This window comes from Streptomyces sp. NPDC091209 (assembly GCF_044757755.1).
In the GTDB taxonomy this organism is placed as follows: domain Bacteria; phylum Actinomycetota; class Actinomycetes; order Streptomycetales; family Streptomycetaceae; genus Streptomyces.
The window spans coordinates 656104-682170 of sequence record NZ_JBIVVR010000001.1 but is presented as its reverse complement, the minus strand read 5'-3'; the positions used below and the strand labels follow the sequence as shown (position 1 = coordinate 682170).

The window sequence follows — 26067 nt, the reverse complement described above, 5'->3', positions numbered from 1 at the left end:
AGGACCTTGATGTCACTGCCACTTGAAGGGCTCACCGCGATCGTCACCGGCGCGGGCCGCGGGCTCGGCCGGGCCGAGGCGCTGGAACTCGGCCGGCTGGGCGCGGCCGTCGTCGTCAACGACTACGGGCAGCCCGGACGGGACGGCTCGGGAGAGGCCTCGGCCACCCCGGCCGAAGAGGTCGCCGCCGAGATCCGTACGGCGGGCGGCCGGGCCGTCGCCCACACCGGGGACGTCGCCGACCACGAACAGGCCCGCGAACTCGTCGAGTCGGCCGTCGAGTCGTACGGGAAACTGGACATCCTCGTCAACAACGCGGGCATCCTGCGTGACCGGATGGTCTTCTCGATGACCGAGGACGAGTGGGACTCCGTCATCAGGGTGCACCTCAAAGGCCATTTCAACACCACCCACTTCGCGTCCGCGCACTGGCGGGCCCGCTCCAAGGCGGCCGACGGACCCGTCTACGGGCGGATCGTGAACACCTCCTCGGAGGCGTTCCTCGCAGGATCCGCCGGACAGCCCAACTACGCGGCCGCGAAAGGCGGGATCGTCGGTCTGACCACCTCGACGGCGCTGGCGCTCGCCAAGTACGGCGTCACGGCGAACGTCATCTGCCCGCGCGCCCGGACCCGTATGACGGAGGACGTCTTCGCCGGATTCGGACTCCCCGAGGTCGGTCTCGACCCGCTGGCCCCCGAGCATGTCGCCCCGCTCGTCGGCTACTTGGCCTCACCCGCCGCCGCGCACGTCAACGGCCAGCTCCTCGTGGTGCACGGTGGCATGGTCGCGGTCGTCGAACGGCCCCGGGTGGCCGCGAAGTTCGACAGCAAGCAGGACACGTTCAGCCACGACGAACTCGACGCGCTGCTCACCCCGTACTACGCGGACCGGCCGAGCGGCGAGACGTTCGCGGCGGCGGAGGTGCTGGGGCTCAAGCGGGACGGTGCGGGCTCTTCCCGCTGAGCAGCCGACCGTCGGTGGACAGGGGAGAGTGCGCGAGTCGCGGCAGACAGTGCCGCGGGCTCCCCACGGCATACGGCCCCGCTCGCACCACAGGAACCCAAGTGGTGCGAGCGGGGCCGTATGCCGCTTCCGCGTGCCGTGGGGTCCGTCGGGCCGTTGTGTCTGCCGGCCGTCTTGTCCTTGGGCGTCGTGCCTGTTGCTCTGTCGTTCCTTGTCGGGCTAGGGCGATGTCCTGCCCGACCTGCCCCTACGGGCCCTCAGGCCGTCGTGGCCGACTGGCCGGACGGCTTGCGGTGGCGGCCCTGAGGGGTCTCCTCGTCGTCGTGGCCGGAGACCGGGCCGCGGTGTCTGCCGTGGCCTTCGGACCGGGCCGTCGACATCTCGTGGACGTCCGTGCCCGGTGCTTCCATGGTGCTGAAGTCGTTCATTGAAGTGTTCACCCCGTATGCAAGATCCTTCTTTACAGCCGGGGGATTCTAACGTGCGGTCATCGCACGGGAGTCGGAGGGTGACGTTTCTTCGCCCGTGTCACCCCTTTTTGTCCCGTCCATGTGGGCTACGCCACCCGTTCCGCCGACGCCCGGGGCGGTCCGGGGTCCGGCGTCCTGCCGGTACTCCGCGGGCGCCTGCGGGCCGACGGTGAGTGCCGAGGCGGGTCCGGGCTCGAACCCCGGACGGCTCACCGCGGGCCTCAGCGCGACCTGGCCCCTGAACTCACCGAAGGCGTACAGCGCTTCGGCGTTTCCGTTCCCGGCCCCATTGTCGCTCGCGGCCCCGCTTCCGGCCCCGAGGTTCGTTGCGGACGGGAGCGCGCGACCGGCCCTGGCGCCGAGGCTCATGCCGGGCGGGGGTGTTTCGGCGATCTTGGTCCAGAGGCCGGGCCCGGTGGTCGCGGAGCCGGGGCCCGCGGCGGCCGGGAGCGGTTCGGCGGTCCGGACGCCGTGGCCCGTGACGGGCGGGAGCGGTTGGGCGGTCCGGACGCCGTGGCCCGTGACGGGCGGGAGCGGCTGGGCGGGAGGGAGTGCCCCCACGGGCGTTGTCCCGCCGACACCGGTGCGGGGCGCGGTGTTACGGGGCGCGGTGTGGCGAGCGATGCCCGCATCGGTCCCCGGGCCGGCGGGGGTGCTGGTCCATGGGCCGAGGCCGGCGCTGGTTCCCGGGCCGGCCTCGGCGCCGGCGGCTGAACCGGCACCGGCACCGGCGGTGTCACCCGCACCCGCACCCCCACCGGCACCGATTCTCATGACCGGCGGGAGTGGCTCCGCCGTTTCGATGCTGAGGGTCATGCCGCCCGGGAGTGTTCCGTCCGCCCTGGTCCTGAGGCTCATGCCCGGTGGGGGTGTCTCGGCGACCTTGGTCCAGAGGCCGGGCTCGGTCGCGGGGGTTTCGGTGACCCTGGTCCGGAGTGCGGGCGCCGGCTTCGGATCGGCGGTGGGTGTTTCGGACACCCTGGTCCAGCGGCTCGGCTGGGGCGGTGCGGGTCGGCTGGTCCCGGCGGCGCGTCGCGTGACGGGCCGGAGCGGTTCGGCCTTCTCGACGGTGGGCCGTACGCCGGGCGGGAAGGTCCCGGCTGTCGCGTCGCCGAGGGGCGTATCGGCCCGCCGCGCGTCGGCGGGTGCGGTCCTTGTGGTGAGGCTCCTCACCGTCGACAGCGTGCGCGAACCCTCGGGCGCGAGGCCTGTACCGGCGCGCGATGCCGCGGCGGCCTGCGACGCCGCGTCGACGTCGTGGATCGCTTCGTCTCCCGGGGAGCGAGCGGTGTCCGTTCTCAGGGCCAGGAGGACCGGGAGCGGCCGTGCCGGACCGGTCCTCCGGGCCGGGTAGGGCGAACCGGCCGGCGGCCCGGTCTTGAGGGGCGCCTGCTGGAGCGGGACGGGTCGCGCGGGGCGCTCCAGGAGAGCAGGCTCCCCCGTGTCCGGCTCCCCCGGCCCCTCGGGTGCCTCCAGCCGCGCCACCCCGCACGGGACGAGCCCGGTGGCGTACGGCAGGTTGAGCACCCCTTCCGCGGTCCACAGTCCGGTACCGGGCAGCCAGCCCTCGGGCGCCGGGCGATGGTGGATCCGGCGCTCGGAGGGGCGCCACAGGCCCACCCAGGTGCCGCCCGGTCCGTCCATGCGCAGGGCGACCGCGCAGGACTCCGGAGTCAGCACCTGGCCCGGCTGGATCGCGAACGGGCTGATCGAACAGCCCGTCGCGGTCAGGCAGTCAGGGAAGCGGACGGGCAGGGTGCTGCCGAGCACGCCCCAGCCGAGGCGGTCCCGGCCGGGGGACGGCGCGTCGGAACGGATGAGCAGAAGTCCGCTGTCCGCGTCCGCGAGGAGCAGCCGGTCGTTGCTGTGCTCGGCGATCTGGAGAAGCGGCGACACCTCTCCGCCGCGCTCCAGGTCGACGACCACGGTCTTGGTACGGCCGTTCTGGAAGCGGTCCAGCGCGAGCAGCCGTCCCGTGGCGTCCAGCCACACCCCTCCCGAGCAGTGGCCCGGCACCTCGGCCAGATGCTCGGGGCCGAACGCGCCGCCCGCCACCAGCCACACCGCCGTCGACCCCCGGCCCACCGCGAGGGCGTACGCGCGTTCCCCGTCCGGCGCGGGCGGCAGCAGCCGCAGCACGGTGCCGGCGTCGGGGCACTCCACCGCCCCGAGCGGGAGCTCGCCGGTGCCCGGACCGGTCGGGTAGAGGAGGGAGAAGGCGTGACGGCCGTCGTCCGCGCGATGGATCAGCACCCTGCCGTCGGTCAGCGGCAGCACCTCGGTGCCGGGCTCCTCCGGCTGCGGGCCGGGCAGCGGTACGGCGTACGGCTCGGGGCCGTCCAGCGTCCAGCGCTCCGGGTACCAGGACTCGCCGTCACGGGCGAGCCGTGCCCCGTAGGTGCCGTCGGCGGTGATCACGCAGACGGGACGGGCGGCCCACCGACTCGCGTCGTCGCCGTACTCCGCGCCGTTCTCGCGCTCGCTCTGCACCATGGGTTTTGTCGCACCGGCCGTCATCTTTCGGTCACCTCCGGCCACGAAGGTAGTTTTCGCACGCACAGACGGGGGAGCGACGGGCTGCTGCTTCACACATAAGGGTGGCCATGTCGGGATTCGCCTGAGGGAACAGGTCGGATGTGCTGAACGACGGCGGGAAGACGGGCCGGGGCGGGCGGAACCGCGTTCCGCCCGCGGCCCGAGCGCCGGCCCCCTGGTCCGCGACCGGTCGGACAGGGACGTAAGACAGGTAGCCTTTCCCCGTGCCCCGTCTGTCTGAAGTCATCGCCGCGCTCGACGCCCTCTGGCCCCCGGAGCGGGCCGAGGGATGGGACGCGGTCGGCACCGTCTGCGGCGACCCCGACCAGGAGGTCACGCGCGTCCTGTTCGCCGTCGACCCGGTCCAGGACATCGTCGACGAGGCGGTGAAACTGGACGCCGACCTGCTGGTCACGCACCACCCGCTCTATCTGCGCGGTACGACGACGGTGGCCGCCGGGACCTTCAAGGGCCGCGTCGTGCACACGCTGATCAAGAACGACATCGCGCTGCACGTCGCCCACACCAACGCCGACCGCGCCGATCCGGGAGTCAGCGACGCCCTGGCCGGGGCACTGGACCTGAGGGTCGTACGACCCCTCGTGCCGGACGCCACCGACCCCGAGGGCCGCCGCGGACTCGGCCGCGTCTGTGAGCTGGACCACCCGCTGACCCTGCGCGAGCTCGCCGCGCGGGCCGCCGAGCGGCTGCCCGCCACCGCGCAGGGCATCCGCGTCGCGGGCGACCCCGAGACGCTGGTGCGGACCGTCGCGGTCAGCGGCGGCTCCGGGGACAGCCTCTTCGACGACGTGCGCGCCGCCGGCGTGGACGTCTTCCTCACCGCGGACCTGCGGCACCACCCGGTGTCGGAGGCCCGCGCCCACAGTCCTCTCGCGCTGCTCGACGCGGCGCACTGGGCCACCGAGTGGCCCTGGTGCGAGCTGGCCGCCGCCCAGCTCGACGAGATCTCCGACCGGAAGGGATGGGGACTGCGCGTCCACGTCTCCCGGACGGTCACCGACCCCTGGACCGCCCACGCGGCCTCACACACCGACACATCAGGAGCCCCCAACTGAACGCCGCGCCCGCCGACCAGATCCGACTTCTCGACGTCCAGACCCTCGATGCCCGTCTGCAGCAGCTCGCGCACAAGCGGAGGTCGCTGCCCGAGCACGCCGAGATCGAGTCGCTGAACAAGGACCTCACCCAGCTGCGCGACCTGCTCGTCGCCGCGCAGACCGAGGAGAGCGACTGCGCCCGCGAGCAGACCAAGGCCGAGCAGGACGTCGACCAGGTGCGTCAGCGCGCCGTCCGCGACCAGCAGCGCCTCGACTCGGGTGCCGTCACCTCCCCCAAGGACCTGGAGAACCTCCAGCGCGAGATCGTCTCCCTCGCCAAGCGCCAGGGCGACCTGGAGGACGTCGTCCTCGAGGTCATGGAGCGCCGTGAGTCCGCCCAGGAGCGGGTCGCCGAGCTGACCGAGCGCGACGCCTCCGTCCAGGCGAAGATCGACGACGCGACCGGGCGCCGTGACGCCGCCTTCGAGGAGTTCGACGGCGAGGCGGCCACGCTGACCAAGGAGCGCGAGGTCATCTCCGCCTCGGTGCCCGCCGATCTCCTCAAGCTCTACGACAAGCTGCGCCTCCAGCAGGGTGGCGTCGGCGCCGCCCGGCTCTACCAGCGGCGCTGCGAGGGCTGCCGCCTGGAGCTCAACATCACCGAGGTCAACGACGTCAAGGCGGCCTCCCCCGACACCGTGCTGCGCTGCGAGAACTGCCACCGCATCCTCGTGCGCACGTCCGAGTCCGGCCTGTAGGGAGTCCGGCGCGTGCGGGAGTTCATCGTCGAGGCCGACGGCGGTTCCCGGGGCAACCCGGGGCCCGCGGGCTACGGCTCCGTGGTCATCGACGCGGCCACCGGGGAGACGCTGGCGGAGCGCGCCGAGTACATCGGCGTCGCCACCAACAACGTCGCCGAGTACCGAGGCCTGGTCGCCGGTCTTGAGGCGGCCCGCGACCTCGACGCGGCCGCGCGCGTCCGGGTCCGGATGGACTCCAAGCTCGTCGTCGAGCAGATGTCCGGACGCTGGAAGATCAAGCACCCGGACATGAAGCCCCTGGCGGCGCGGGCGGCCCGGATCCTCCCGCCGTCCCAGGTCACGTACGAGTGGATGCCGCGCGAGCGCAACAAGCACGCGGACCGGCTGGCCAACGAGGCGATGGACGCCGGCAAGCGCGGCGAGGCATGGTCGCCGTCGGCGTCGACGGCGGAACTGGACGCCCGGGCGGCGCGGTCCGCCGCACCCGAGCCGACGGGCCTGCCCGGAGACGCCGCGGCGGGCGCGGCAAAGGCCCGAGCGGCCCTGAAAGAAACCCGCGGCGAAGCGCCCCGCAAGGGGCGCGGGGAACTGCGTGACCAGCCTGCGACGGGCGGCAGTCGGCCGGCGGCCACGGGTGGTACCCCGTGTCCCGGGGGCGAAGTCGTGATCCCGGAGGTGGGGGCCGTGCCCCGTGAGGGGCGCGGGGAACTGCGTGACCAGCCTGCGACGGGCGGCAGCCGGTCGGCGGCCACGGGTGGTACCCCGTGTCCCGGGGGCGAAGTCGTGATCCCGGAGGTGGGGGCCGTGCCTCGTGAAGGGCGCGGGGAACTGCGTGACCAGCCCGCGACGGGCGGCAGCCGGCCGGCGGCCACGGGTGGCACCCCGTGTCCCGGCGGCGAAGCCGGCAAGGCGGTTGCAGGCCCAGGACACGTCGGCCGAGCCGGGAGGGCGGGCGACGATCAGCGGGCCGCGAGAAACGTGGCCGCCACCCCGACCACCACGCCGGCCGCAGGCTGGAGCGCCGCCCCGGACATGGGCGCCCCCGCCACCTTTGTCCTGCTGCGGCACGGCGAGACCCCGCTGACCCCGCAGAAGCGGTTCTCGGGCAGCGGCGGCAGCGATCCGTCGCTGTCCGACGTGGGCCGGGAGCAGGCGGAGCGGGTCGCCGCCGCGCTGGCGGCGCGCGGCACCGTCCAGGCGATCGTGGCCTCCCCACTGGCCCGGACCCGGCAGACCGCGGGGGCCGTCGCCGCCCGGCTCGGCCTCGACGTCGTCATCGAGGACGGCCTGCGCGAGACGGACTTCGGTGCCTGGGAGGGCCTGACGTTCGGCGAGGTGCGCGAACGCCACCCGGACGACCTGAACGCCTGGCTCGCCTCACCGGAGGCCGAACCCACCGGCGGCGGCGAGAGCTTCGCCGCGACGGCGCACCGCATGGCGGCCACCCGCGACAAGCTGGTCGCCTCCTACGCGGGCCGCACGGTCCTGCTCGTCACGCACGTCACCCCGATCAAGACCCTCGTACGACTGGCCCTCGGCGCCCCGCCGGAGTCCCTGTTCCGGATGGAACTGTCGGCGGCGTCCCTCTCGGCGGTGGCGTACTACGCGGACGGCAACGCGAGCGTCCGGCTGTTCAACGACACCTCGCATCTGCGCTGATAGGGATGCCGGTCAGCCGCGCCGGGCGGCACGCTCACGAAGGATCTCGGCGGTCTCCCGGTCCGCCGGGAGGAACGCCTCCAGATGGAGTTCGGCGAGCGTGACGTCCACCGCGGTGGCGAACGACGTGAGCGTGGTGAGCAGTCTCAACTCGCCCTCCGGGCACCGCAGTCGCAACGGCACGGCGAAACCGAGATAGTCCGCGCCGGGCTCGCTCGCCGGTACGTAGTCCGCCAACTCCGCCGCCAGCGCGTCGAGTCGCGGATCGGGGCTGCGCAGGGACCGGGCCCGCAGGTTCTCCACGATGTGCTGCCCCCAGGCGTCCAGGTTCAGCACCCGCGACGCCATCCCGCGCGGATGCAGCGCCAACCGCAGGACGTTCACCGGCGGTTCCAGCAGTTCGGGAGCGGCCCCCTCGGCCAGGACGTCGAACGCCGCGTTGGCCGCGACGAGTTCACCGCGTGGCCCCGCCACCACCGCCGGATACGGCAGATGGCCTTCGAGGATGCTGTCCAGCGCCTCCCGTACGGGCTTCAGGGCGGCCGCGTCGAGCGCCGACTCGGTGAACGCGGGCGCGTAACCGGCGGCCAGGAGCAACGCGTTGCGCTCCCGCAGGGTCAGGCCCAGCGACTCGGCGAGCCTGATCACGATCTCTCTGCCGGGCACCGAACGTCCGCGCTCGATGAAACTGACGTACCGCTGCGTCGTACCCGCGCGGGAGGCGAGTTCGAGCTGGCTCACCCGGCGAGCGTGCCGCCAGCGCAGCAGCTCCCGGGCGAAGGGCGGGGGTTCGGTGGAGATACCGGTCGTCATGCGACCAGTTGTACGTCACGGGTACGACAGCGGCACGGGAGTGGCGCCGTGCGGCCCGGAAGCACTCGTCATACCTTGCCGGGAATTGAGCGGGGCACCCGCCGCGAACAGCATGGACGCATCCACTCGGGAGCCCACTCAGGGAGCGGACATGCGCGCCTACCACCTCGAAACGCTCGGCACCGTCGACGGGATCGTGCCCCGGGAGTCGGCCAGGCCCGAACCGGGACCCCGCGAGATCCTCGTTCGGGTCCGCGCCGTGTCCCTCAACAAGCGCGACCTGCTGATCCTGAAGGGGACCTACCCGCTGAAGGCCGCACCGGACGTCATCCCGCTGAGCGACGGAGCGGGGGAGGTCGTCGCGGTGGGAGCGGAGGTGACCCGGTTCGCGGTGGGCGACCGGGTGGCGGGCACGTACTTCCCGAACTGGCTGGACGGCCGGATCACCCCTGACCGGTTCGACCAGCCCGGGGCGACCCTCGACGGCATGCTGACCGAGTACGCCTGCCTGTGCCAGGAGGCCGCGGTGCGCGTTCCGGACCATCTGACCTGGGAGGAGGCGGCCTGTCTGCCCTGCGTCGGGGTGACCGCCTGGCAGTCCCTGACGGGCGGCGAGCCGCTCACCCCCGGCCAGGTCGTACTCACCCTCGGCACCGGCGCCCTGTCCCTCTTCGTCGTGCAGTTCGCCAAGATGCTGGGCGCCGAGGTCATCGCGACGACATCGAGCGATGCCAAGGCGGACCGCCTCAAGGCCCTCGGCGCGGACCACGTCGTCGACTACGCCGGGAACCCCGAATGGGGGCTCGCCGTCAGGGAGTTGACCGGTGGTCGCGGCGCCGACCTCGTCGTCGAGACCAACGGACCCGACACCATCGAGCAGTCGATGCGCGCCGCCGCGCTCTACGGCCAGATCGTGCTGCTGACCACCGGATACCCGCGCAGGCACGTCATCGAGATCTCCAGCGCGGCGTACGCGGCGAGTCTGGCCACGATCCGCCGGGTCTTCGTGGGCAGCCGCGCGCACTTCGAGTCCATGAACAGGGCGCTGGAGCTGCACGGGACGCGCCCGGTCGTGGACCGCGTCCTCGGTTTCGAGGAGGTGCGGGAGGCGTTCTGCCACTACGAGAGCGGCACGGCCTTCGGCAAGGTGGTCATCCGCGTGGGCTGAGCGGAAGCGGGCTGTGGCTGTCGGCGCGGCCTTGGTGACCTGGGCTCCGGTCGCGGCCTCGGTGGCCTGGGTTGTCGGTGCGGCCTTGGTGACCTGGGCTCCCGTCGCGGCCTTGGTGGCCTGGGTTGTCGGTGCGGCCTTGGTGACCTGGGCTCCCGTCGCGGCCTCGGCGGCCTGGGCTCCCGTCGCGGCCCCGGGCTACCGGCGCAGCGCCGACGCCTCCCGGGCCAGGTCCTCCACCCGGCGCCAGTCCCGCGCGGCGATCGCGTCGGCCGGAAGCATCCAACTACCGCCCACACAGCCCACGTTCGGGAGGGCGAGGTAGTCCGGCGCACACTCGGGGCCGATGCCCCCCGTCGGGCAGAACCGCGCCTGCGGGAGCGGTCCCGCCAGTGACTTCAGGTACGCCGTGCCGCCCGCCGCCTGCGCGGGGAAGAACTTCATCTCGCACACCCCCCGCTCCAGCAGCGCCACCACCTCCGAGGTGGTGGACACCCCCGGCAGGAACGGCACCCCGGACGCCTTCATCGCGTCGAGGAGTACGTCCGTCCAGCCGGGGCTGACCAGGAAGCGGGCGCCCGCCGCCACCGACTCGGCCACGTGCTCCGGCGTCAGGACCGTGCCGGCGCCCACCACCGCGTCGGGCACCTCGGCCGCGATGGCCCGGATCGCGTCGAGCGCCGCCGGGGTCCGCAGGGTCACCTCGATCGCCGGAAGCCCGCCGGCGACCAGCGCCCGTGCCAGCGGCACGGCGTCGGCGGCGTCCTCGACCACGACGACGGGGACGACGGGCGCGAGATCCAGGACGGAGGCATGCGGAGACGGGGGCGATGACGGAGTCATGCCCACATCCTGCCGGGCGCGTGCAGCATGCGCAAAGATCGTTGCACATGCTGCAACACTAAGGTGTCGCAGGTGTCGCAGGTCCGGTGGCTCTGACCGGACCGATTGCTCTGGCCGGTCCGGCGGGACCGACCGCTCTGGCCGAGCAACCGGTGACGGCGAAGCGGTTGTCGCTCAGTGGATCTCCCGCACCACCACGTCGAGCGCCCACGGCCTGCCTGCCCTGCCGGGCGCTTCCGCCTCCACCGTGTATCCGAGGTCCCGCAGCGCCTCCACCAGCTCCGCCGGGTTCTTCGGCGCGGCGCTCGCGGTGAGCAGGCTGCGGACGATCTTTCCCTTGGTCGCCTTGTTGAAGTGGCTGACGACGGAACGCTTCTCGACCCCGTTCACCGTCTGCGCGTGCAGCACCCGTACGGTCGCCGTCCGTCCCGCGACCTCGCCCTTGGGCTTCCACGCCGCCGTGTACGCCGAGGACCGCAGGTCCAGCACGAGTCCGTCGCCCGCGGCCTCGGGCAGCGCGGCGGCCATCGGCGTACGCCAGTGCGCGCCCAACGCTCCGACGCCCGGCAGCTTCACGCCCATCGAGCAGCGGTACGAGGGGATCCGGTCGGTCACCCGCACCGCGCCCCACAGCCCGGAGAAGACGAGCAGCGAGCGGCCCGCGCGCCGCTTGGCGGGGGTGTCCAGCGAGGCCAGGTCCAGGGCGTCGTACAGGACCCCCGTGTAGATCTCTCCGGCCGGGCGGGCGCCCGCGGTCCGGAGCTCCGTGTTCTTCGCGATCTCGCCGCGCAGGCCCTCGCTCAGTCCGAGGACCTCGCGGGCCTTCTCCTCGTCCGCCACGCACAGCTCGACCAGCTCGTCGAGGACCGCCTGGCGCGCCTCCGCGAGACCCGGAAGGGACAACGACTCCGGCTTGAGCGCGGTTCCCCGGCCGGAGGGTGCCTTGCCTTCGGAGGGCGGCAGCAGCACGAGCACGGTTGGTTCTCCCTACGGTGGAAATGGCCCGGCGCCAGCCTACGGGGTACGACCGGGCCGCCTCCGCCACCCGGTCCTGCCCCCTCACCCGGACCCGCCGGCCCCGTCGGGGGGACCTTGAGCCGGGCCCCGTCCGGACCTTGAGCCGGGCCCCGTCCGGGCATCCGCCGGGTCCCCTTCGGTGACCCCTCGGAGGGTCGCCCGGCCCCCCCACCAGGGGGACCCGTTGGGGGGCCGGTCCCGCCGGGCACGCCGGGACCGGCCGGCCGCAGTGCCCGGCGATATCGGCAGCCCCCGGCACGCCCGCCCGGCGTGTTCAATCGTCGCCCCCGGCCGCCCCGCTCGGCGTGCTCAACGGTTGCCCCCGGCCTACGCTCGACCCATGCCTCGCCGTCACGTCCGCGTCACCGGAGCACCGGAGGCTCCGCTGCGAGCCGCCCTCGGCGCGTTGCGGACCGAACTCGGTGTGCCCGAGAGCTTCCCGGCCGAGGTCCTCGCGGAGGCCGGGCGGCCACCCCGCCTGCCGTCGGACGACGCGACGGACATCCCCTTCTTCACCATCGACCCGCCGACGTCCAACGACCTCGACCAGGCGATGCACCTGTCACGCCGCGAGCGGGGCGGCTACCGCGTCCAGTACGCCATCGCCGACGTCGCCGCCTTCGTCACCCCCGGCGGAGCCCTGGACGCCGAGGCGCACCGCCGCGTGGCGACCCTCTACTTCCCGGACGAGAAGATCCCCGTCCACCCGCCCCAGCTCTCGGAGGGCACCGCCAGCCTCCTCCCTGACCAGACCTGCCCGGCCGTCCTGTGGATGATCGACCTCGACCCGGACGGCCGCACGGAGACGACCGGCGTCCGCCGCGCCCTGGTCCGCAGCCGCGCCAAGCTGGACTACGCGGGGGTCCAGCGGCAGATCGACGCGGGAACGGCGGAGGAACCGCTCGCCCTGCTCAAGGACATCGGCACCCTGCGCGAAGCCCTGGAGGTCGAACGCGGCGGCATCTCGCTCAACGTGCCCGAGCAGGAGATCGTCGAGAAGGACGGGACGTACGAGCTCGACTACCGGGCTCCGCTGCCCGCCGACGGCTGGAACGCGCAGATCTCCCTGCTCACCGGGATGGCGGCGGCCGACCTGATGCTCGCGCACGGCACCGGAGTGCTGCGGACGCTGCCCGCCGCGCCCGACGGAGCGGTCGGACGGCTGCGCCGCACCGCGCGGGCCCTGCGTATCGACTGGCCGCACCACGTCTCGTACGCGCAGCTCATCCGCTCCCTCGACCCGCACCGGCCGCACCACGCGGCCTTCCTCCAGGAGTGCACGACGCTGCTGCGCGGCGCCGGGTACACCGTCTTCCGTGACGGGCTGCTCCCCGAGGTCACCGCGCACGCCGCCGTCGCCGCGCCCTACGCCCACTGCACGGCCCCGCTGCGCCGGCTCGTCGACCGCTACGCCTCGGAGATCTGCCTCGCGGCCGCCGCCGGCCGGCCGTCCCCCGACTGGGTCCTCGCGGCCCTCGACGCCCTGCCCAAGGAGATGGCGGAGGGCGGCCGGCGCGCGGGGACCGTCGAGCGCGAGTGCGTCGACATCGTCGAGGCCGCACTGCTCAAGGACCGCGTCGGCGACCTCTTCGAGGCATTCGTGGTGGACGTACAGGAACACGAACCCACGGTCGGCACCGTGCAGTTGGAGTCCCCGGCGGTCTTCGCCCGGATCGAGGGCGGCACGACGAACCTGCCCCTGGGCGAACGCCTTCGGGTCCGCCTCACCCAGGCGGACCCCGGAACGGCGAAGGTACAGTTCGCACCCGCTTGATCCCGGCGTCGAACCCCGGCATGGAAACGGGGAACGCGCGTGTTGCCCTCGTAGCGGCGACCGCCGCGAAGAGAGCGGCAAGGGGAGAGGGACGGGCATGTCCGGACGGGGAGAGACGACCGCGACCGTACGGCGTGGACCGATGACGTCCGCGTCACGTGGCCCGACCACGTCCGTGACGGAGGCCGCCACCGCGTCCGCGACGGAGGCCGCGAACGGATCCGCGAAGCACTCCGCGAGGTATACGACGAGGAGCCCCGCTGAGGAATCCGTCAAGCGCCCCGCGAAGGAATCCGCCATGCGCCCCGCGAAGGAAACCGTCAGGCGCCCCGCGAAAGAGGAGGCCCTTTGGACCCGGGCCACCCTCGGTCGGGACGGCCGGCCCCTGGATCTGCTGACCGCCCGCTTCGAACGGCACCGCTACGCGCCGCACGCCCACGACGAATTCACCATCGGCGTCAGCGTCGGCGGCTCGGAGCTCATCGGCTACCGGGGCGGCCACCTGCGGACCGGCCCGGGGTCCATCGTCGTGCTGGCCCCCGGCGAGATGCACACCGGCGGTCCCGCCGCCTGCGACGGCTATGCCTACCGGGCCCTGTACGCAGAGCCGTCCCTGCTCTCCGAGGGCAGCGTCGGCGGCCTCCCGCACTTCCGGGAAGGGCTGCTCGACGACCCCGAACTCGCCGCCGCACTGCGCGCCGCGCACACCGAACTGAGCGCCTGCCCGGACCCGTTGGAGGCGGAGTCCCGCTTCCCCTGGCTGCTCGCCGCGCTGGCCCGGCGCCACTCCACGGCCCGCCCGGACCGCGACGAGATCCCGGGCGCCGCGCACATAGCCGACGCCGTACGGGACCGTCTCGCCGACGAACTCCAGGACCCGCCCTCCCTCGCCTCCCTCGCCACGGACCTGGGCCTGTCCCGCTACCAGCTCCTGCGCGCCTTCCGTACGACGATGGGGATACCGCCGTACGCCTGGCTGGCCCAGCACCGGGTGAACCGGGCCCGCCGGCTCCTGGAGTCCGGACTGCGCCCCGCCGAGGTCGCCGGGCTCGTGGGCTTCGCGGACCAGGCGCATCTGACCCGCTGGTTCCGCCGGGTGCTCGGGGTGACACCGGCGGCGTACCGCGCGAGCGTGTTCCCGTCACCGTAGGGCAGACGGTCACGGCACCAGCGGCGGCGGCGCGCAACAGCGTTCAAGACGCCCCGCCGCACGGTGACCGAGACTGCCGCCATGACTGCACGCGGCTGGTTTCTGTTCTCCCTGATGGGAGTGATCTGGGGCATCCCCTATCTGATGATCAAAGTGGCGGTGGACGAGGTGTCCCCGTCGGTGGTGGTGTTCACGCGTTGTGCGGTCGGCGCGCTGCTGCTGCTTCCCTTCGCGATCCGCCAGGGCGGCCTGACCAGGACCGTACGGGCCCACTGGCGCCCGATGCTGGCCTTCGCGATCATCGAGATCATGGTCCCCTGGTGGACCCTGACCGACGCCGAACGCCATCTCTCCAGCTCCACCGCTGGCCTGCTGATCGCCGGGGTGCCGATCGTCGGCGTGGCCGCGGCCCGCTTCTTCGGTGACACGGAACGGCTCGGCGCGCGGCGGATCGCGGGCCTCGCGCTCGGCCTGACCGGCGTCGCGGTCCTCACGGCCCCGCATCTGACCGGTGGCGACGCCCGCTCGCTCGTCGAGGTGCTGCTGACCGTCGTCGGCTACGCCACCGCGCCGGTCATCGTGGCCCGCCACCTCAAGGACGTGCCGTCGCTCCACCTCACGGCCCCCTGCCTGGCCCTGGCAGCGCTGGTCTACGCCCCGGCGGCGGCCCTCACCCCGCCGGAAGCGATACCGTCCGGCCAGGTCCTGGCCGCCCTCGCGGGCCTGGGCGTCATCTGTACGGCCGTCGCCTTCGTGGCCTTCCTCGAACTGATCAAGGAAGCGGGCCCGACCCGGGCGACGGTGATCACATACGTCAACCCGGCGGTCGCGGTCGCGGCGGGCGCCGTCCTCCTGAACGAACGCCTGACCCCCGGAATCCTCGCCGCCTTCGCCCTCATCCTGGCGGGCTCGGTCCTGGCCACGGCGACTGCCGGTCCGCGGCGTCCCGCCCGCCCGGTACCATGGTCGACACGGCAGACGAGCCGGGCGGACGGCCGCGTGGAGTCCCCTTAGGGGCTTCCCGAGGAACGTCCGGGCTCCACAGGGCAGGGTGGTGGCTAACGGCCACCCGGGGTGACCCGCGGGACAGTGCCACAGAAAGTAAACCGCCGAGAACTCCGGTTCCCGGTAAGGGTGAAACGGTGGTGTAAGAGACCACCAGCGCCTGAGGCGACTCAGGCGGCTAGGTAAACCCCACCCGGAGCAAGGTCAAGAGGGGCCGCTTTCCCGGAAGAGAAGGCGGCTCTGCGCGGACGTTCGAGGGCTGCCCGCCCGAGTCCGCGGGTAGACCGCACGAGGCCGGCGGCAACGCCGGCCCTAGATGGATGGCCGTCTCCCCGGCCGCCGCGAGGCGACCGGGCGACAGAACCCGGCGTACAGCCCGACTCGTCTGCCCTTATGGCCCTGACCTGGGAGTTCACCCGGGTCACGGCCATTTTTCGTCGGGAGGAGATTCCCGCTTCCACCTGTGGGTTCCCCGGAGTTCCCACCTTGGACGGGACGCCCCGAGGGCTTGCTCGTCCTGACCATCGTGCTCGCCTTCCTCCTGCCGCGCCACGTGCGCCCGGAAGGGTCCGCCGGGCCCACGCCAGTTTATGCATTTCCCACGCAGGCAGCTGCCGACGACGCTCGCAGGCTGTTGGATAGCTGGGGTATTACGACCATCGTCACAAGGCAGGCAAATTAGTGATTGAAAGCTATCTTGCAAGGGCCGTGCTCTCTGCCCTTTTGTTGCTCGATCATTCATCAGCCGATGAGATCGATCGCGACGTTGCTTCTCAAGGGCTTGAGAACATCGCATCTGACCTGAATTTGATGAACGAAGCGGAGCGTCAGGAGTTCAGGCGTGTACTCGGCGGTATCGCTGAGGAAGAGCCCGACTACGCGCCATACATCGATGAATTGCCCAACCTGCTGGGCTGGTGAGATCGGAGAATGGCTGGCGCATACGGGTCGGCTCGTATGCGCCAGATCCGGAGGTGCTTGCCGACAGCAACATCACCCACCTCGGCACGTCCGAACCCGGCAAGAAGCAGCCGGACTTCGTGATCGGCGACTCGTACAATGTGGACGTGACTGGAGCCAGGAAGACATCCATCGCCGAGCACATGGGTCGGGACTGCTATGAGCACCAGGATCAGCTCATGACGTATCCGACGCTCAGGGGTGCGGACATTGCAAAGATCTTTGGTGGAGCCGGCGAATGACCGACGCCAATGAAGGGTCCTCATTTGGGCGTCTGCGCCAGTACGGCAGCGGGCGGGTCTTCAGCGATCTCGATCTGAGGCGCGTCAAGTTCACCAGTTCTGTGCTGGCGCAGCATGACGACCCGTCATTCGGCCTGGTGGTGCGGGACTCGATCCTGCAGAACTGCTCCTTCAGCGCGTGCACAATGGCGGGCGTAAGGCTGGAGAACGTCACGGTGGATGAGGCGAAGCTGAGTAACAGCTCCATCTCCGGGTGCGTATTCCGCAACGTGACACTGCGGGGGAAGATCGGTCAGTTCCTCTTCGCCGGTCCTGTCCGGTCGCCCGGGGCAGAGATGTTCGCAGCCTTCTCGGATGGGATGGCCAACTTCTACCGTGATGTCGACTGGGCCTTGGACGTCCGGGATGCCGTGTTCGCCGACGCTACGATTCGTGCGGTGCCGGGAGAACTGGTGCGCAGGGATGAGAACAGGCATTTCCTCCTGCGTCGCGCGGATCGGGACACGGCGCTTTCGCTCCCGGACCCGCCGGACCTCGCAAAGGCGTACTTCAGGGATTTCGATCTCACGCCTTTCGACTCCATGGTCGCTGTCGCTTCCCAGGGCTCGAAGACGTTCGAGAAGCAACTCGCCGAACTTCAGTGGCTTCGAGAGCGGAGTCTTGCTGGTTAGTTTCCCGCGCCGATGACAGCAGCCCTGGCCTTGCCGAGCAGCCCACCACGCTCGACGCACCGCACTCCCGCCACCTGGGCGGCAAGCTCCGCGAGCTGTGCTTTCGCCTCGGTGATGCTCACCAGCGCGTTACCTACTGGCTCGCACCCGACCATCGGGGCCGCACGCGGGTGAGTCAGCAAGCGCGACCGGTGCAGAAGTGACTTCGACTCAGTCTGAAGCCATGCAGGGATTGCCCTGTCATTCCTGTGGTGAGACTCCCGAAGGTGTCACGATGGTCGGAGATCACCAGCCGCCGACAGGACTCGCTCCCGATGCCCCGCAGCATCTGTTTCCGCACTGCCCAGTGAGCAGTGGAGAGCAGTCGAAGGCAGTCACGAGAACGCAAAAACTGATGCGCGACCACTTCAACATGGCGCCCTCGGGAGAACTCCGGCTCGCCTCCCCTGAACTCCGGCGGCTGTGCTTCCGTCCATGCCGCAGCCCGCAGCCCGCAGCCCGCAGCCCGCAGCCCGCAGCCCGCAGCCCGCAGCGTGGACGCGTGGCGGCCCGCACCCCGGCCGTCGGTCGGGGTGCGGGCCGCCGTCCGGGCGCCATGAGGCCCGGTTCCCGCAGGGTCAGTTCGTGACCGTGAACCAGGTGGCGCGGGACTTCTTCCACTCGTTGTGGGTGAGGTCCTTGGCCTCCGTGCCGTCGCCGTACAGATCGGCGGAGCCGTCGTCGGTGATCAGTTGGGCGCGGGCGCCGGACACGGTGAGGTCGGGGACGTCGACGATCGCCTCCCAGCCGCCGGGGTCCGAGGTCGGCAGGTCCAGGCGCTTGACCGGCGCGTGCGCCGGGTCGCCGTCCCAGGAGTAGAGGGCGTACGGGTCCGAGTTGTCGTCGGCGGCCCAGGAACCGGCCACGATCAGATACTGGTTCGAGGCGTTCTTGCGGATGTCACGGATCGCCAGACCGCCGAGGTCGAGTTCGATCGGTGTGCCGAAGGTGGCCGCCGTGCCGCTGCTCAGCACCTTGTCGAAGTTGGTGACCGGCACGATGAGGGCCTTGCCGCCGGCCACCGCGGGGGCCAGCGGGGCGCGGAAGCCGACGTAGGCCGTGGTCGTCGAGCCCGGCGCGAACTCCAGGCCCTCCACGTTGAACCCGTTGATCTCCTTCGGGATCTCGCCGTCCGCGGTGCCGGCCGCGAAGCCGTAGCGGTTGTTGTTCGCCTTGTCCCAGGAGACGAGGTTGTCCCGCAGCTTCTTGTACGAACGGCCGTACGTCAGGACGGTCGAGGCGCCGGAGCCGGTCACCGTCGTGGTGAAGACCGTGTTGCGGTCCGCCTTGTACTCGCCGTCCTTGTTGTTGCCGAGCGAGCCCGTCCAGTAGATCGTGTTGCCGACGCGGGTGGCGGCCTCGATGTCGATCTCCTTGGAGGCGCCGATGTTCGAGGAGAAGTCCCAGGTCTTGACCGGAGCGCCCGACGCCGAACGGTCGTACAGGCGCAGGACGTTGGACTCGTCGTCCGCGACGACCGTGTAGCCGCCGCCCGCGTCGACGGCCGCCGAGGCGTCGCTGGAACCGGTGAAGTACCGGCTGTCGGAGGCGTATTGGACGGCGGCCGACGCGGCGTAGTGCAGCGTCTTGGTGGCCGTCTGGCCGTCTACGCCGGTCACCTTCACGGTGAGGTCGGTGTAGCCCTCGGCGCGCGCGGCGACGACGACCTTGCGGGTGGCGCCCGTGCCGGTGACGCTGACATCCGCCGTGGTCGCCACGGCGGTCTTGCTGCTCTTGCTCACCGTGACGGTGAGCGCGGCGGCGTCGGCCCCGCTCTGCGCGACGGTCACGTTCACGGCCGGGTCGCCGGTCGCGCCCACCGCGCCCGACAGATACGTGGCCGACAGCGAAAGGCTCGGCGTGCCGTAACTCGCCGCCTGTGCCTGGCTTCCCAGACCCACGGCCGTGAGCGTCAGCACCCCACCGATCATGGCGACTGTCCTGCGGCCTGTGGTGAAAACGTAGTCCTGCACGGGGACCCTTTCGTCGGCTCTGCGTCGACGAGAAGGCTGAGCTGTGATCGCCAACTCCGCACCGCGCGTACGCATCCGCGGAGTGAACACTTCCGGTCACCGCAGGCATGGTGCCGAATGGTCCGCCGAGGTCCCTTTTCTCGTCAGGGAGTTGGGGGCGCCGGAGCCGGAGCCGGAACCGGAGCCGTTGCCGGGCCGAGCGAGCGGTCGGCGACGGATGCCAGGTGGGCGGTGAAGACCTCGCGCGCGTCCGGCGCGAGCGTGCGCAGCGCCACCATCGCCGTGATCACGACGTCGCACAGCTCCGATCCGACGTCGTCCCAGGTGTGGCTCACGCCCTTGCGCGGGTTCTGGCCCGTCGCGCCGATCATCGCCTGGGCGACCTCGCCGACCTCCTCCGACAGCTTCAGCACACGCAGCAGCAGGCCTTCCCGGCCGCCGTGCGCCCGGTTGGCGTCCAGCCAGGTGTGCAGCCGGTCGATCGTGTCCCAGAGGTCGTCCTCGGCGATGCGCTCGGCCGGGGCGTCCTCGGCGTGGTCAGTCATGGGGCCAGCCTCCCCCACGTCCGCGGGGCCGACTCCTGCCCGTCGGGACCGCTACTCCTCGAACAGGGTTTCCTGCTTGCCCTCCCGCGCCTTGCGCACCCGCTTGTTCCGGGCGCCCACGACGACGGCGGTGACCGCCGCCGTCGTACCGAGGGCGATCGGCACCATCCAGCCGCGGTTCACCGCGTGGCCCATCAGATGGTCCAGGGAGATCCGGCCCGGACCCGTCACCGCGAGGCCCGCCGCCGCGAGGCCGAGCGACGCCGTGTACTCGTATCCGCCGTTCATTGCGAAGAACCCGTTCGGTACGTGCACCGCCGCCGCGCCCGCCATCGCGCCCGCCGCCGCGGCGCCGGCCGCGGGTGTCGCGAGCCCCAGCGCCAGCAGCGCGCCGCCGCCCGCCTCCGCGAGGCCCGCCGCCCGGGCGCTCGCCTTCCCCGGCGAATAGCCCATGGCCTCCATGGCCGCGCCGGTGCCCTCGATGCCGCCTCCGCCGAACCAGCCGAACAGCTTCTGCGTTCCGTGCGCGACCAGTACGCCGCCCGTGCTCAGACGGAGCATCAGCAGTCCCAGATCACGCCGGTCGAAACAGGTCATGGTGACTCCCAGAGCAGACGGCGGCAACGGTTCCCTCCCGGGTGTCCACCGTCGCACCGATGGGCCCGGCCCGGCGTGCCCGCGCAGCCGTTCGGGTGGCGGGCACCGGGGACCGGTGTGAGTCTGGCTCCCATGACCATCCAGGTAGCGAAGCTCAGCGACCCGGCCGTCCGGGCCTTCGTCTCCGCGGTGAACGCCCACGACCGGAGCGCCTTCGAGGCGCTTCTGGCGCCCGGCGCCACCATGTCCGACGACGGCTCCGACCGTGACCTCGACGACTGGACCGACCGGGAGATCTTCTCCTCCCGCGGCCACATGGACGTCGACAACGAGTCCAACGGCGGGCGTTCCCTCGTCGTGCGGTACCACAACGACACCTGGGGCGAGATGAAGACGAAGTGGAGCTTCATCGTCGACGAAGGCGGCAGGATCAGCCGCTTCGAGACCGGCCAGGCGTAGCCGCCCGCCACCCGGCGAGGCATGAGCGCCGGGCCCCGGCCCCGTCGTCTTGCCTTCGTACGCACTCCAACTCCTAGTGTGCGCAGGCATGGAAAGCACCGGGAACAGGACCCTGGGAAGCAGCGGTATCGACGTGAGCGCTCTCGGCTTCGGCTGCTGGGCCATCGGCGGAGAGTGGTCGGCGCCGGACGGGCAGCCGCTGGGCTGGGGCAAGGTCGACGACGAGGAGTCCGTACGGGCCGTCCGGCGTGCCCTCGACCTCGGCGTGACGTTCTTCGATACGGCCGACGCGTACGGCACCGGGCACAGTGAGCGGATGCTCGCGCGGGCGCTCGGCAAGCGGCGGGCCGATGTGGTCGTCGCCACCAAGTGGGGCAACGTCGTCGACGAGGAACGGCGGCTGCTCACCGGCAGCGACGACTCCCCGGCGTACGCCCGCCGCGCGCTCACCGCCTCCCTCCGGCGCCTGGGCACCGACTGGATCGACCTGTACCAGCTGCACCTCTCCGACGCCGACCCGGAGCGTGCCGCCGAACTCCGCGACACGTGCGAGGAGTTCGTACGGGAGGGGCTGATCCGGGCATACGGGTGGAGCACCGACGACCCCGGACGGGCGGCGGTCTTCGCGGCGGGCGAGCACTGCGCGTCGGTGCAGCACCGGTTGAACGTCCTGCAGGACGCGCCCGAACTCGTCGCCCTCTGCGAGGAGTCGGGGCTCGCGAGCATCAACCGCTCCCCGCTGGCCATGGGGTTGCTGACCGGCAGGCATGGGGCGGGGCGCGCCCTCGAAGCGGGGGACATCCGCAACGCGCCGCCCGCCTGGCTGCAGGGCTTCACCGGCGAGGGTGCCGACCCGGCGTGGCTCGCCCGGGTGGACGCGCTCAAGGAGATCCTCACCAGCGGCGGGCGCACCCTCGCGCAGGGCGCCCTCGCCTGGCTGTGGGCCCGCAGTCCGCGGACCGTGCCGATCCCGGGCTTCCGCTCGGTCGCCCAGGCCGAGGAGAACGCGGGCGCAATCGCCAAGGGGCCGCTCACCTCCGCGCAGTCGACCGAGGTCGACGGCGTGCTCGGACGGTGAGCGGCCCAGATGCCCGGGTGCCCGGGAGACGCGGGAGGCGGACATGGGGCGGGTCGGGCGGCGAAGCCGCCGCGGAGCTCAGTGGCCCTGGGCCGCGCCGTACCGCTCCGGCGTCAACTGCTCGGGCGCGTACGGCTGCTGCCCCTACTGCCCCTGCCCGGAGAGCTGAAGGTGGTCGGCCTGTCCGGGGGCGGACCGGCGGGCGCCGCCCTGCTCGGTCAGGCTGATCTGCCCGGCCTTGATGGTCGCGAGGCGCGGCGCGCGGCGGGCGATGGACGAGTCGTGGGTGACCATGATGAAGGTCAGCCCGTACTCGTGCCACAGCCCTTCGAGCAGGCCCATGATGTCGTCCCGGGTGCCTTCGTCGAGGTTGCCGGTCGGCTCGTCGGCGAGCAGAACCTTCGGCTTCTTGACCAGTGCCCGCGCGATGGCGACCCGCTGCTGCTGACCGCCGGACAGCTCGGTCGGGACGTGCGTGAGCCGTTCGCCGAGGCCGACCGACCGGAGCGCCTCGGCGGCCCGCTCGCGCCGGTCGGCGGGCTTCACCCCGAGGGGGACGAGGGCGGTCTCGACGTTCTCCTGCGCGTTCAGCGTCGGGATCAGGTTGAACGACTGGAAGATGATGCCGATCTTCTCGGCCCGCAGCCGGGTCAGCTTGGCCTCGCTGATGGAGGCGAGGTCCACGCCGTCCAGCTCGACACTGCCCGAGGTCGGCCGGTCGAGGCCGCCGATCATCTGGAGCAGCGTCGACTTGCCGCCGCCGGTGGGGCCCTGGATGACGAGCTGGTCGCCGTCCTCGATGGTCAGGTCGACGCCGCGCAGCGCCTCGACCGTCTCCTTGCCCCGCGTGTAGCGCTTGGTGACGCCGGTGAGCTTGTACATGAGGTTCTCCGAGGATGAAGGGGAGGGGGCGCCGCGGCCCGGGGGGAGTGGACGCGGCGCCCCCGGCTCAAGGGGTGTGGCCCGGGGGCGGGTCAGGAGACGCTGCGGAGCGCGTCCGCCGGGCGCATCCGGGAGGCGCGCCAGCCGCCCATCGCGCCGGCGATGAGACCGCCGGTGATGGCCAGGCCCGCGGCGAGCGCGATGGTGGTCACCGAGACCGGCGCGGTGAGGGCGATGTCGATGGTGTTCTTGGCCGCGGAGGCCGCCTGCTGGCCGGGGCCGCCGCCACCGGGGCCGCCGCCCATGCCGCCACCGCCGCCGGTGGAGCCGAGCTCCGCCGTCAGCTTCGGGCTGATCGCGGTGACGGTGTAGGCAGCGCCGAGGCCCAGCGCGATACCGAGCACACCGCCCAGCAGTCCGTTCACGATCGACTCGCCGACGACCTGCCGGGTGACCTTGCGGGACGGCCAGCCGAGCGCCTTCAGGGTGCCGAACTCGCGCACCCGGCGGGAGACCGCGGAGGAGGTGAGCAGCGCCGCGACCAGGAACGCGGCGATCAGGACCGCGATGGACAGCCACTTGCCGACGCTCGTCGCGAGGTTCGAGGCGGTGGACAGCGAGCCGGAGACGGTGGAGGCGAGGTCGGCGGAGGTGGTGACCGTCGTCCCGGAGATGTTCTTCTGGATGGCCGTCTTGACGGTGGCGATCTGCTTCGAGTCGGTCGCCTTGACGTAGATCGTCGTGACCTTGTTCTTCGCGTCACCGAGCGTCTGGGCCTGCTTCAGCGGCAGGTAGACGTCGGTGGTCGACTCGCTGCTGTCGGGCGTCGCGATACCGATGACCGTGTACTTGGTGCCGGAGATCTTGAAGGTCTTGCCGACCGTGTACTTGTTCTGCTTGGCGTACGACTTGCTGAGCACCGCGACCTTCGCGGAGGTCTGCGCGGCCGTGAACGTCTTACCCGTGGTGATCTTCGAGGTGGCCAGCGGGCCGAGGTCCTGGTGGGTCACGTCGACGCCCGCGACGGAGTACGAGTTCACGTCGAAGGAGGCGCCGCCGCCCTGCACCTGGGGCGCGCCGGTGCTGCCGCCGCCGCTCTGGCCGTTGGGTCCGCCCTGCTGGCCGGAACCCGACGTCGTGGACTTCGCCTTGCCCTGGGTGAAGGAGCCGTTGACCTTGGTGACGTTCAGGCTCAGCGCGCCCACCGCGCTCGCCACGCCCTTCTGCGCGGCGACCTCGGTGACGAGCGAGGACTTCAGGGACTGTCCGCCCTGGGTCATCACCCGGTCCGAGCTCTGTGTCGTGCTGCTGTCCGACTTCGCGTTGAAATCGAACTTCGGGCGGCCCGAGGAGTTGCCCGTCGGCGCCGTCTGGGCCTTGGTGACCGTCATGTCCGTGCCGAGCCCGTACAGCGATTTCAGGACTTTGTCCTGGGCCTGCTGCATGCCGGCCGACACCGAGTTGACGGTGATGACCAGCGCGATACCGAGCGCCAGACCCAGGGCGATCACCAGCGCCGCCTTCTTGCGCCGGCTCAGCTCACGCTTGAGATAGATGCCAAACATCCCGTTCCTCAAAGGTTCTTGGCGCCCCTGTGGGCGCGGCCACAAGCTATGAAGGAACCTTTGAGCCGAGCTGAGTAAGAGATGTGCGAGGGCTGAGAATCCGGACCTCGGAATCAATATTGGGTCAGACAGCCCGTTCCCAGGCTTTCAAGGGCTGATTGCCAGGAAACGCCTGTTGAGTGGCCCCGGTGGAGATCGGCGGGCCCGCCTCACGCGCGTCTCCCGGTGGGACGGCGGACGGTGCCGACGGGGTGGGCCCGCACCCTCGCGCCCTGTTTTGCCCCCGCTTTGGAATCGGCGTTCCTTCTCTTTGACACCCCGCTGTCAACGCTCACGAAGAGACTTTGTACGGTCCCGGGATGCGTGATTCTTCCGGGCTCTCCCGGCGTGCCGCTCTGGGCCTCGCCGCCGCCGTACCCCTCGCCGCCGCGACGGCCACGACCGCGTACGCCACGACGACGATCGGGGGCGCGAGACTGGCCCGCGCCGGGATCCAGGTGAGCGGCGGGCCGGGGCTGCCCAAGCGGCTCACCGCCCGCTCCTGGCTGGTCGCGGACCACACGAGCGGCGAGGTGCTCGCCTCGTACAACGCGCATCTGCGTCTGCCGCCCGCCTCCACCCTGAAGATGCTCTTCGCGGACGCCGTGCTGAAGAAGTTCGAGCGCGCCCAGACGTACAAGGTGGTCGACGCGGACCTCGCCGACGTCCCCTCGGGCTCCAGCATGGTCGGGGTGAAGCCCGGCATCACCTACACCGTCGAGCAGCTCTGGCAGGGCGTCTTCCTGCGCTCCGGCAACGACGCCGTCCACGTGCTGAGCCACATGAACGGCGGCATCGCGCCCACGGTCGCCGAGATGCAGGCCCTGGCGAAGGACCTGCAGGCCCTGGACACCCATGTGGTCAGCCCCGACGGCTTCGACCACCCGGGCCAGCTCTCGTCCGCGTACGACCTGACGCTCTTCGCCCGGCGCGGTCTCGCGGACGCCGACTTCCGCGGCTATTGCTCGACCAGGACCGCGGACTTCCCGGCCGGAGGCAAGAAGACCTTCCAGATCCAGAACACCGACCGTCTGCTGACCGGCGCCTGGGGCGTGCGGCCGTACGACGGCCTGATCGGGGTGAAGAACGGCTACACCAGTCACGCCGGCAACACCTTCACCGGCGCGGCGACCCGTGACGGGCGGACCCTGCTCGTCACGGTGATGCACCCGAAGAGCGGCGGCAGCGGGGTCTACGAGGAGACGGCCCAGCTCCTCGACTGGGGTTTCGGGAAGGGTGCGCACGCCGGGCCGGTCGGCACGCTGGTCGATCCGCTGAGCGCGGGCGGCGCGAGCGCGGCACCCACGCGGAAGGCCGCGAAGGGCGCGGCGGGCGCTCCGGCCGAGGCCGGAACCACGACGGCGGACGGTACGCCGTGGGGACTGGTCGGCGGAGCCGGGGCGGCGGTCGCGCTCCTCGCGGGCGGCGCGCTCGCGCTGCGCAGGCGCGGACGCAGGGCCGCCGGGGAAGTCGAGGAATCCGAGGAAGCGGCCGAGCGGCCGGCCGAGGCGAAAGGCCGGCGTCGGCGCCGATGACGGGGCTGTCGCTCCGCGGTCCGGTGCACGCCTCGCGGTCCCGCGCGAGGTCGGCCCCCACCCGGGCCGCGGAGCGACTGCCACCTCCCCCCTCGGTGTGGACCGTGGTCGTACCGAAGTCTCGTGCTCCAAGTGTGAAGCTCTGATGGGGGAGATGCTGAGCATAAGCGCACCAACGGCTTATATGGTCCGGAGATTCAGCTTCCGTTTGTGTGGATTGAGTCGTTTACCCGTTCTTGATGAACCGCGAGCCGCTGCCCCAC

General features: G+C 71.7%; 23 protein-coding genes, 1 other RNA gene and 2 pseudogenes. 15 read left to right on the top strand and 11 right to left on the bottom strand.

Going from position 1 to position 26067, the window contains the following annotated elements; genetic code table 11:
- Positions 1-9 precede the first annotated feature (9 nt).
- Entirely contained in the window at positions 10-966 is a 957-nt protein-coding gene (locus ACIQRL_RS03010) for a 3-oxoacyl-ACP reductase (protein ID WP_401326214.1), read from the top strand.
- A 257-nt stretch (positions 967-1223) separates the two neighbouring features.
- Here ACIQRL_RS03010 and ACIQRL_RS03005 read toward each other — a convergent pair whose 3' ends face one another.
- Entirely contained in the window at positions 1224-1394 is a 171-nt protein-coding gene (locus tag ACIQRL_RS03005) for a hypothetical protein (protein ID WP_401326212.1), read from the bottom strand.
- 1422 nt (positions 1395-2816) lie between these two features.
- Positions 2817-3929: pseudogene (locus ACIQRL_RS03000) on the bottom strand (hypothetical protein); the annotation flags it as partial.
- A 266-nt stretch (positions 3930-4195) separates the two neighbouring features.
- Between ACIQRL_RS03000 and ACIQRL_RS02995 the strand changes: the two are divergent.
- Genes ACIQRL_RS02995 through ACIQRL_RS02985 form a run of 3 tightly spaced genes read left to right on the top strand, consistent with a single transcriptional unit; the run spans position 4196 to position 7449 of the window.
- The gene (locus ACIQRL_RS02995) at positions 4196-5047 is read left to right on the top strand and encodes a Nif3-like dinuclear metal center hexameric protein (protein ID WP_401326209.1); all 852 of its coding nucleotides are present in this window, start codon (positions 4196-4198) and stop codon (positions 5045-5047) included.
- The gene (locus ACIQRL_RS02990) at positions 5044-5787 is read left to right on the top strand and encodes a C4-type zinc ribbon domain-containing protein (RefSeq protein WP_328558295.1); all 744 of its coding nucleotides are present in this window, start codon (positions 5044-5046) and stop codon (positions 5785-5787) included. The genes ACIQRL_RS02995 and ACIQRL_RS02990 overlap by 4 nt, the downstream gene beginning before the upstream one ends.
- Before the next feature lie 12 nt (positions 5788-5799).
- Complete coding sequence (locus tag ACIQRL_RS02985; RefSeq protein ID WP_401326206.1) at positions 5800-7449, top strand: bifunctional RNase H/acid phosphatase; 1650 nt, start codon at positions 5800-5802, stop codon at positions 7447-7449.
- A 12-nt stretch (positions 7450-7461) separates the two neighbouring features.
- Here the strand turns inward: ACIQRL_RS02985 and ACIQRL_RS02980 are convergent, their stop codons facing one another.
- The gene (locus tag ACIQRL_RS02980; RefSeq protein WP_401326203.1) at positions 7462-8262 is read right to left on the bottom strand and encodes a helix-turn-helix domain-containing protein; all 801 of its coding nucleotides are present in this window, start codon (positions 8260-8262) and stop codon (positions 7462-7464) included.
- A 151-nt stretch (positions 8263-8413) separates the two neighbouring features.
- Between ACIQRL_RS02980 and ACIQRL_RS02975 the strand changes: the two genes are divergently transcribed.
- The gene (locus ACIQRL_RS02975; RefSeq protein WP_401326200.1) at positions 8414-9430 is read left to right on the top strand and encodes an NAD(P)-dependent alcohol dehydrogenase; all 1017 of its coding nucleotides are present in this window, start codon (positions 8414-8416) and stop codon (positions 9428-9430) included.
- Positions 9431-9628: 198 nt separating this feature from the next.
- Here ACIQRL_RS02975 and eda read toward each other — a convergent pair whose 3' ends face one another.
- Positions 9629-10273 carry a bifunctional 4-hydroxy-2-oxoglutarate aldolase/2-dehydro-3-deoxy-phosphogluconate aldolase gene (gene eda / locus ACIQRL_RS02970; protein WP_401326197.1) on the bottom strand — a complete coding sequence of 215 codons (645 nt, stop codon included), beginning with the start codon at positions 10271-10273 and terminating at the stop codon, positions 9629-9631.
- A gap of 174 nt (positions 10274-10447) precedes the next feature.
- Complete coding sequence (gene yaaA, locus ACIQRL_RS02965; RefSeq protein WP_401326194.1) at positions 10448-11248, bottom strand: peroxide stress protein YaaA; 801 nt, start codon at positions 11246-11248, stop codon at positions 10448-10450.
- Between the two features lie 382 nt (positions 11249-11630).
- On the opposite strand from yaaA, the gene ACIQRL_RS02960 reads away from it, so the two are divergent.
- The 7 genes and pseudogenes from ACIQRL_RS02960 (at position 11631) to ACIQRL_RS02930 (ending at position 17092) form a co-directional block, all read left to right on the top strand.
- Positions 11631-13064 (top strand): RNB domain-containing ribonuclease, encoded by a 1434-nt coding sequence (locus ACIQRL_RS02960; RefSeq protein ID WP_401326192.1) that lies wholly within the window; start codon positions 11631-11633, stop codon positions 13062-13064.
- A gap of 298 nt (positions 13065-13362) precedes the next feature.
- Positions 13363-14214 (top strand): AraC family ligand binding domain-containing protein, encoded by an 852-nt coding sequence (locus tag ACIQRL_RS02955; RefSeq protein ID WP_401326189.1) that lies wholly within the window; start codon positions 13363-13365, stop codon positions 14212-14214.
- 81 nt (positions 14215-14295) lie between these two features.
- A pseudogene (locus tag ACIQRL_RS02950) lies at positions 14296-15123 on the top strand (DMT family transporter); the annotation flags it as partial.
- Between the two features lie 70 nt (positions 15124-15193).
- An RNA gene (gene rnpB / locus ACIQRL_RS02945) (RNase P RNA component class A) lies at positions 15194-15607 on the top strand.
- A gap of 293 nt (positions 15608-15900) precedes the next feature.
- Complete coding sequence (locus tag ACIQRL_RS02940; RefSeq protein WP_401326186.1) at positions 15901-16140, top strand: hypothetical protein; 240 nt, start codon at positions 15901-15903, stop codon at positions 16138-16140.
- Positions 16137-16421: a hypothetical protein gene (locus ACIQRL_RS02935; RefSeq protein ID WP_401326183.1), complete on the top strand. Its 285-nt coding sequence runs from the start codon at positions 16137-16139 to the stop codon at positions 16419-16421. The genes ACIQRL_RS02940 and ACIQRL_RS02935 overlap by 4 nt, the downstream gene beginning before the upstream one ends.
- Positions 16418-17092: a pentapeptide repeat-containing protein gene (locus tag ACIQRL_RS02930; protein ID WP_401326181.1), complete on the top strand. Its 675-nt coding sequence runs from the start codon at positions 16418-16420 to the stop codon at positions 17090-17092. Before ACIQRL_RS02935 ends, ACIQRL_RS02930 begins: the two co-directional genes overlap by 4 nt.
- Here ACIQRL_RS02930 and ACIQRL_RS02925 read toward each other — a convergent pair.
- The 4 genes from ACIQRL_RS02925 to ACIQRL_RS02910 all read right to left on the bottom strand — a co-directional run bounded on the left by ACIQRL_RS02925 (position 17089) and on the right by ACIQRL_RS02910 (position 20246).
- Positions 17089-17214 (bottom strand): hypothetical protein, encoded by a 126-nt coding sequence (locus ACIQRL_RS02925; protein WP_401326178.1) that lies wholly within the window; start codon positions 17212-17214, stop codon positions 17089-17091. The genes ACIQRL_RS02930 and ACIQRL_RS02925 overlap by 4 nt on opposite strands.
- A 495-nt stretch (positions 17215-17709) precedes the next feature.
- A complete protein-coding gene (locus ACIQRL_RS02920; RefSeq protein ID WP_401328037.1) occupies positions 17710-19062 on the bottom strand; it encodes a hypothetical protein in 1353 nt (450 codons plus the stop codon).
- 185 nt (positions 19063-19247) lie between these two features.
- On the bottom strand, positions 19248-19649 hold the full coding sequence (locus ACIQRL_RS02915) for a MazG-like family protein (RefSeq protein WP_401326175.1): 402 nt from the start codon (positions 19647-19649) through the stop codon (positions 19248-19250).
- Between the two features lie 51 nt (positions 19650-19700).
- The gene (locus ACIQRL_RS02910) at positions 19701-20246 is read right to left on the bottom strand and encodes a DoxX family protein (protein ID WP_401326172.1); all 546 of its coding nucleotides are present in this window, start codon (positions 20244-20246) and stop codon (positions 19701-19703) included.
- Between the two features lie 132 nt (positions 20247-20378).
- On the opposite strand from ACIQRL_RS02910, the gene ACIQRL_RS02905 reads away from it, so the two are divergent.
- Positions 20379-20705 carry a nuclear transport factor 2 family protein gene (locus ACIQRL_RS02905; RefSeq protein WP_401326169.1) on the top strand — a complete coding sequence of 109 codons (327 nt, stop codon included), beginning with the start codon at positions 20379-20381 and terminating at the stop codon, positions 20703-20705.
- 88 nt (positions 20706-20793) lie between these two features.
- Positions 20794-21783: an aldo/keto reductase gene (locus ACIQRL_RS02900; RefSeq protein WP_401326166.1), complete on the top strand. Its 990-nt coding sequence runs from the start codon at positions 20794-20796 to the stop codon at positions 21781-21783.
- 144 nt (positions 21784-21927) lie between these two features.
- On the opposite strand, the gene ACIQRL_RS02895 is transcribed toward ACIQRL_RS02900, so the two are convergent.
- Positions 21928-22665 carry an ABC transporter ATP-binding protein gene (locus tag ACIQRL_RS02895; RefSeq protein ID WP_401326163.1) on the bottom strand — a complete coding sequence of 246 codons (738 nt, stop codon included), beginning with the start codon at positions 22663-22665 and terminating at the stop codon, positions 21928-21930.
- A 92-nt stretch (positions 22666-22757) separates the two neighbouring features.
- Positions 22758-24230 carry an ABC transporter permease gene (locus ACIQRL_RS02890; RefSeq protein ID WP_401326161.1) on the bottom strand — a complete coding sequence of 491 codons (1473 nt, stop codon included), beginning with the start codon at positions 24228-24230 and terminating at the stop codon, positions 22758-22760.
- Positions 24231-24589: 359 nt separating this feature from the next.
- Between ACIQRL_RS02890 and ACIQRL_RS02885 the strand changes: the two genes are divergently transcribed.
- Positions 24590-25804: a D-alanyl-D-alanine carboxypeptidase family protein gene (locus ACIQRL_RS02885; RefSeq protein ID WP_401326159.1), complete on the top strand. Its 1215-nt coding sequence runs from the start codon at positions 24590-24592 to the stop codon at positions 25802-25804.
- The last annotated feature ends 263 nt before the right edge of the window (positions 25805-26067 follow it).

What these genes read in the sequence shown, in the direction of transcription:
- ACIQRL_RS03010 (WP_401326214.1), top strand. Translation starts at nt 10, where the DNA reads ATGTCACTGCCACTTGAAGGGCTCACCGCGATCGTCACCGGCGCGGGC.
- ACIQRL_RS03005 (WP_401326212.1), bottom strand. Translation starts at nt 1,394, where the DNA reads ATGAACGACTTCAGCACCATGGAAGCACCGGGCACGGACGTCCACGAG.
- ACIQRL_RS02980 (WP_401326203.1), bottom strand. Translation starts at nt 8,262, where the DNA reads ATGACGACCGGTATCTCCACCGAACCCCCGCCCTTCGCCCGGGAGCTG.
- ACIQRL_RS02975 (WP_401326200.1), top strand. Translation starts at nt 8,414, where the DNA reads ATGCGCGCCTACCACCTCGAAACGCTCGGCACCGTCGACGGGATCGTG.
- eda (WP_401326197.1), bottom strand. Translation starts at nt 10,273, where the DNA reads ATGACTCCGTCATCGCCCCCGTCTCCGCATGCCTCCGTCCTGGATCTC.
- ACIQRL_RS02960 (WP_401326192.1), top strand. Translation starts at nt 11,631, where the DNA reads ATGCCTCGCCGTCACGTCCGCGTCACCGGAGCACCGGAGGCTCCGCTG.
- ACIQRL_RS02955 (WP_401326189.1), top strand. Translation starts at nt 13,363, where the DNA reads ATGCGCCCCGCGAAGGAAACCGTCAGGCGCCCCGCGAAAGAGGAGGCC.
- ACIQRL_RS02930 (WP_401326181.1), top strand. Translation starts at nt 16,418, where the DNA reads ATGACCGACGCCAATGAAGGGTCCTCATTTGGGCGTCTGCGCCAGTAC.
- ACIQRL_RS02920 (WP_401328037.1), bottom strand. Translation starts at nt 19,062, where the DNA reads ATGATCGGTGGGGTGCTGACGCTCACGGCCGTGGGTCTGGGAAGCCAG.
- ACIQRL_RS02915 (WP_401326175.1), bottom strand. Translation starts at nt 19,649, where the DNA reads ATGACTGACCACGCCGAGGACGCCCCGGCCGAGCGCATCGCCGAGGAC.
- ACIQRL_RS02910 (WP_401326172.1), bottom strand. Translation starts at nt 20,246, where the DNA reads ATGACCTGTTTCGACCGGCGTGATCTGGGACTGCTGATGCTCCGTCTG.
- ACIQRL_RS02905 (WP_401326169.1), top strand. Translation starts at nt 20,379, where the DNA reads ATGACCATCCAGGTAGCGAAGCTCAGCGACCCGGCCGTCCGGGCCTTC.
- ACIQRL_RS02900 (WP_401326166.1), top strand. Translation starts at nt 20,794, where the DNA reads ATGGAAAGCACCGGGAACAGGACCCTGGGAAGCAGCGGTATCGACGTG.
- ACIQRL_RS02895 (WP_401326163.1), bottom strand. Translation starts at nt 22,665, where the DNA reads ATGTACAAGCTCACCGGCGTCACCAAGCGCTACACGCGGGGCAAGGAG.
- ACIQRL_RS02890 (WP_401326161.1), bottom strand. Translation starts at nt 24,230, where the DNA reads ATGTTTGGCATCTATCTCAAGCGTGAGCTGAGCCGGCGCAAGAAGGCG.
- ACIQRL_RS02885 (WP_401326159.1), top strand. Translation starts at nt 24,590, where the DNA reads ATGCGTGATTCTTCCGGGCTCTCCCGGCGTGCCGCTCTGGGCCTCGCC.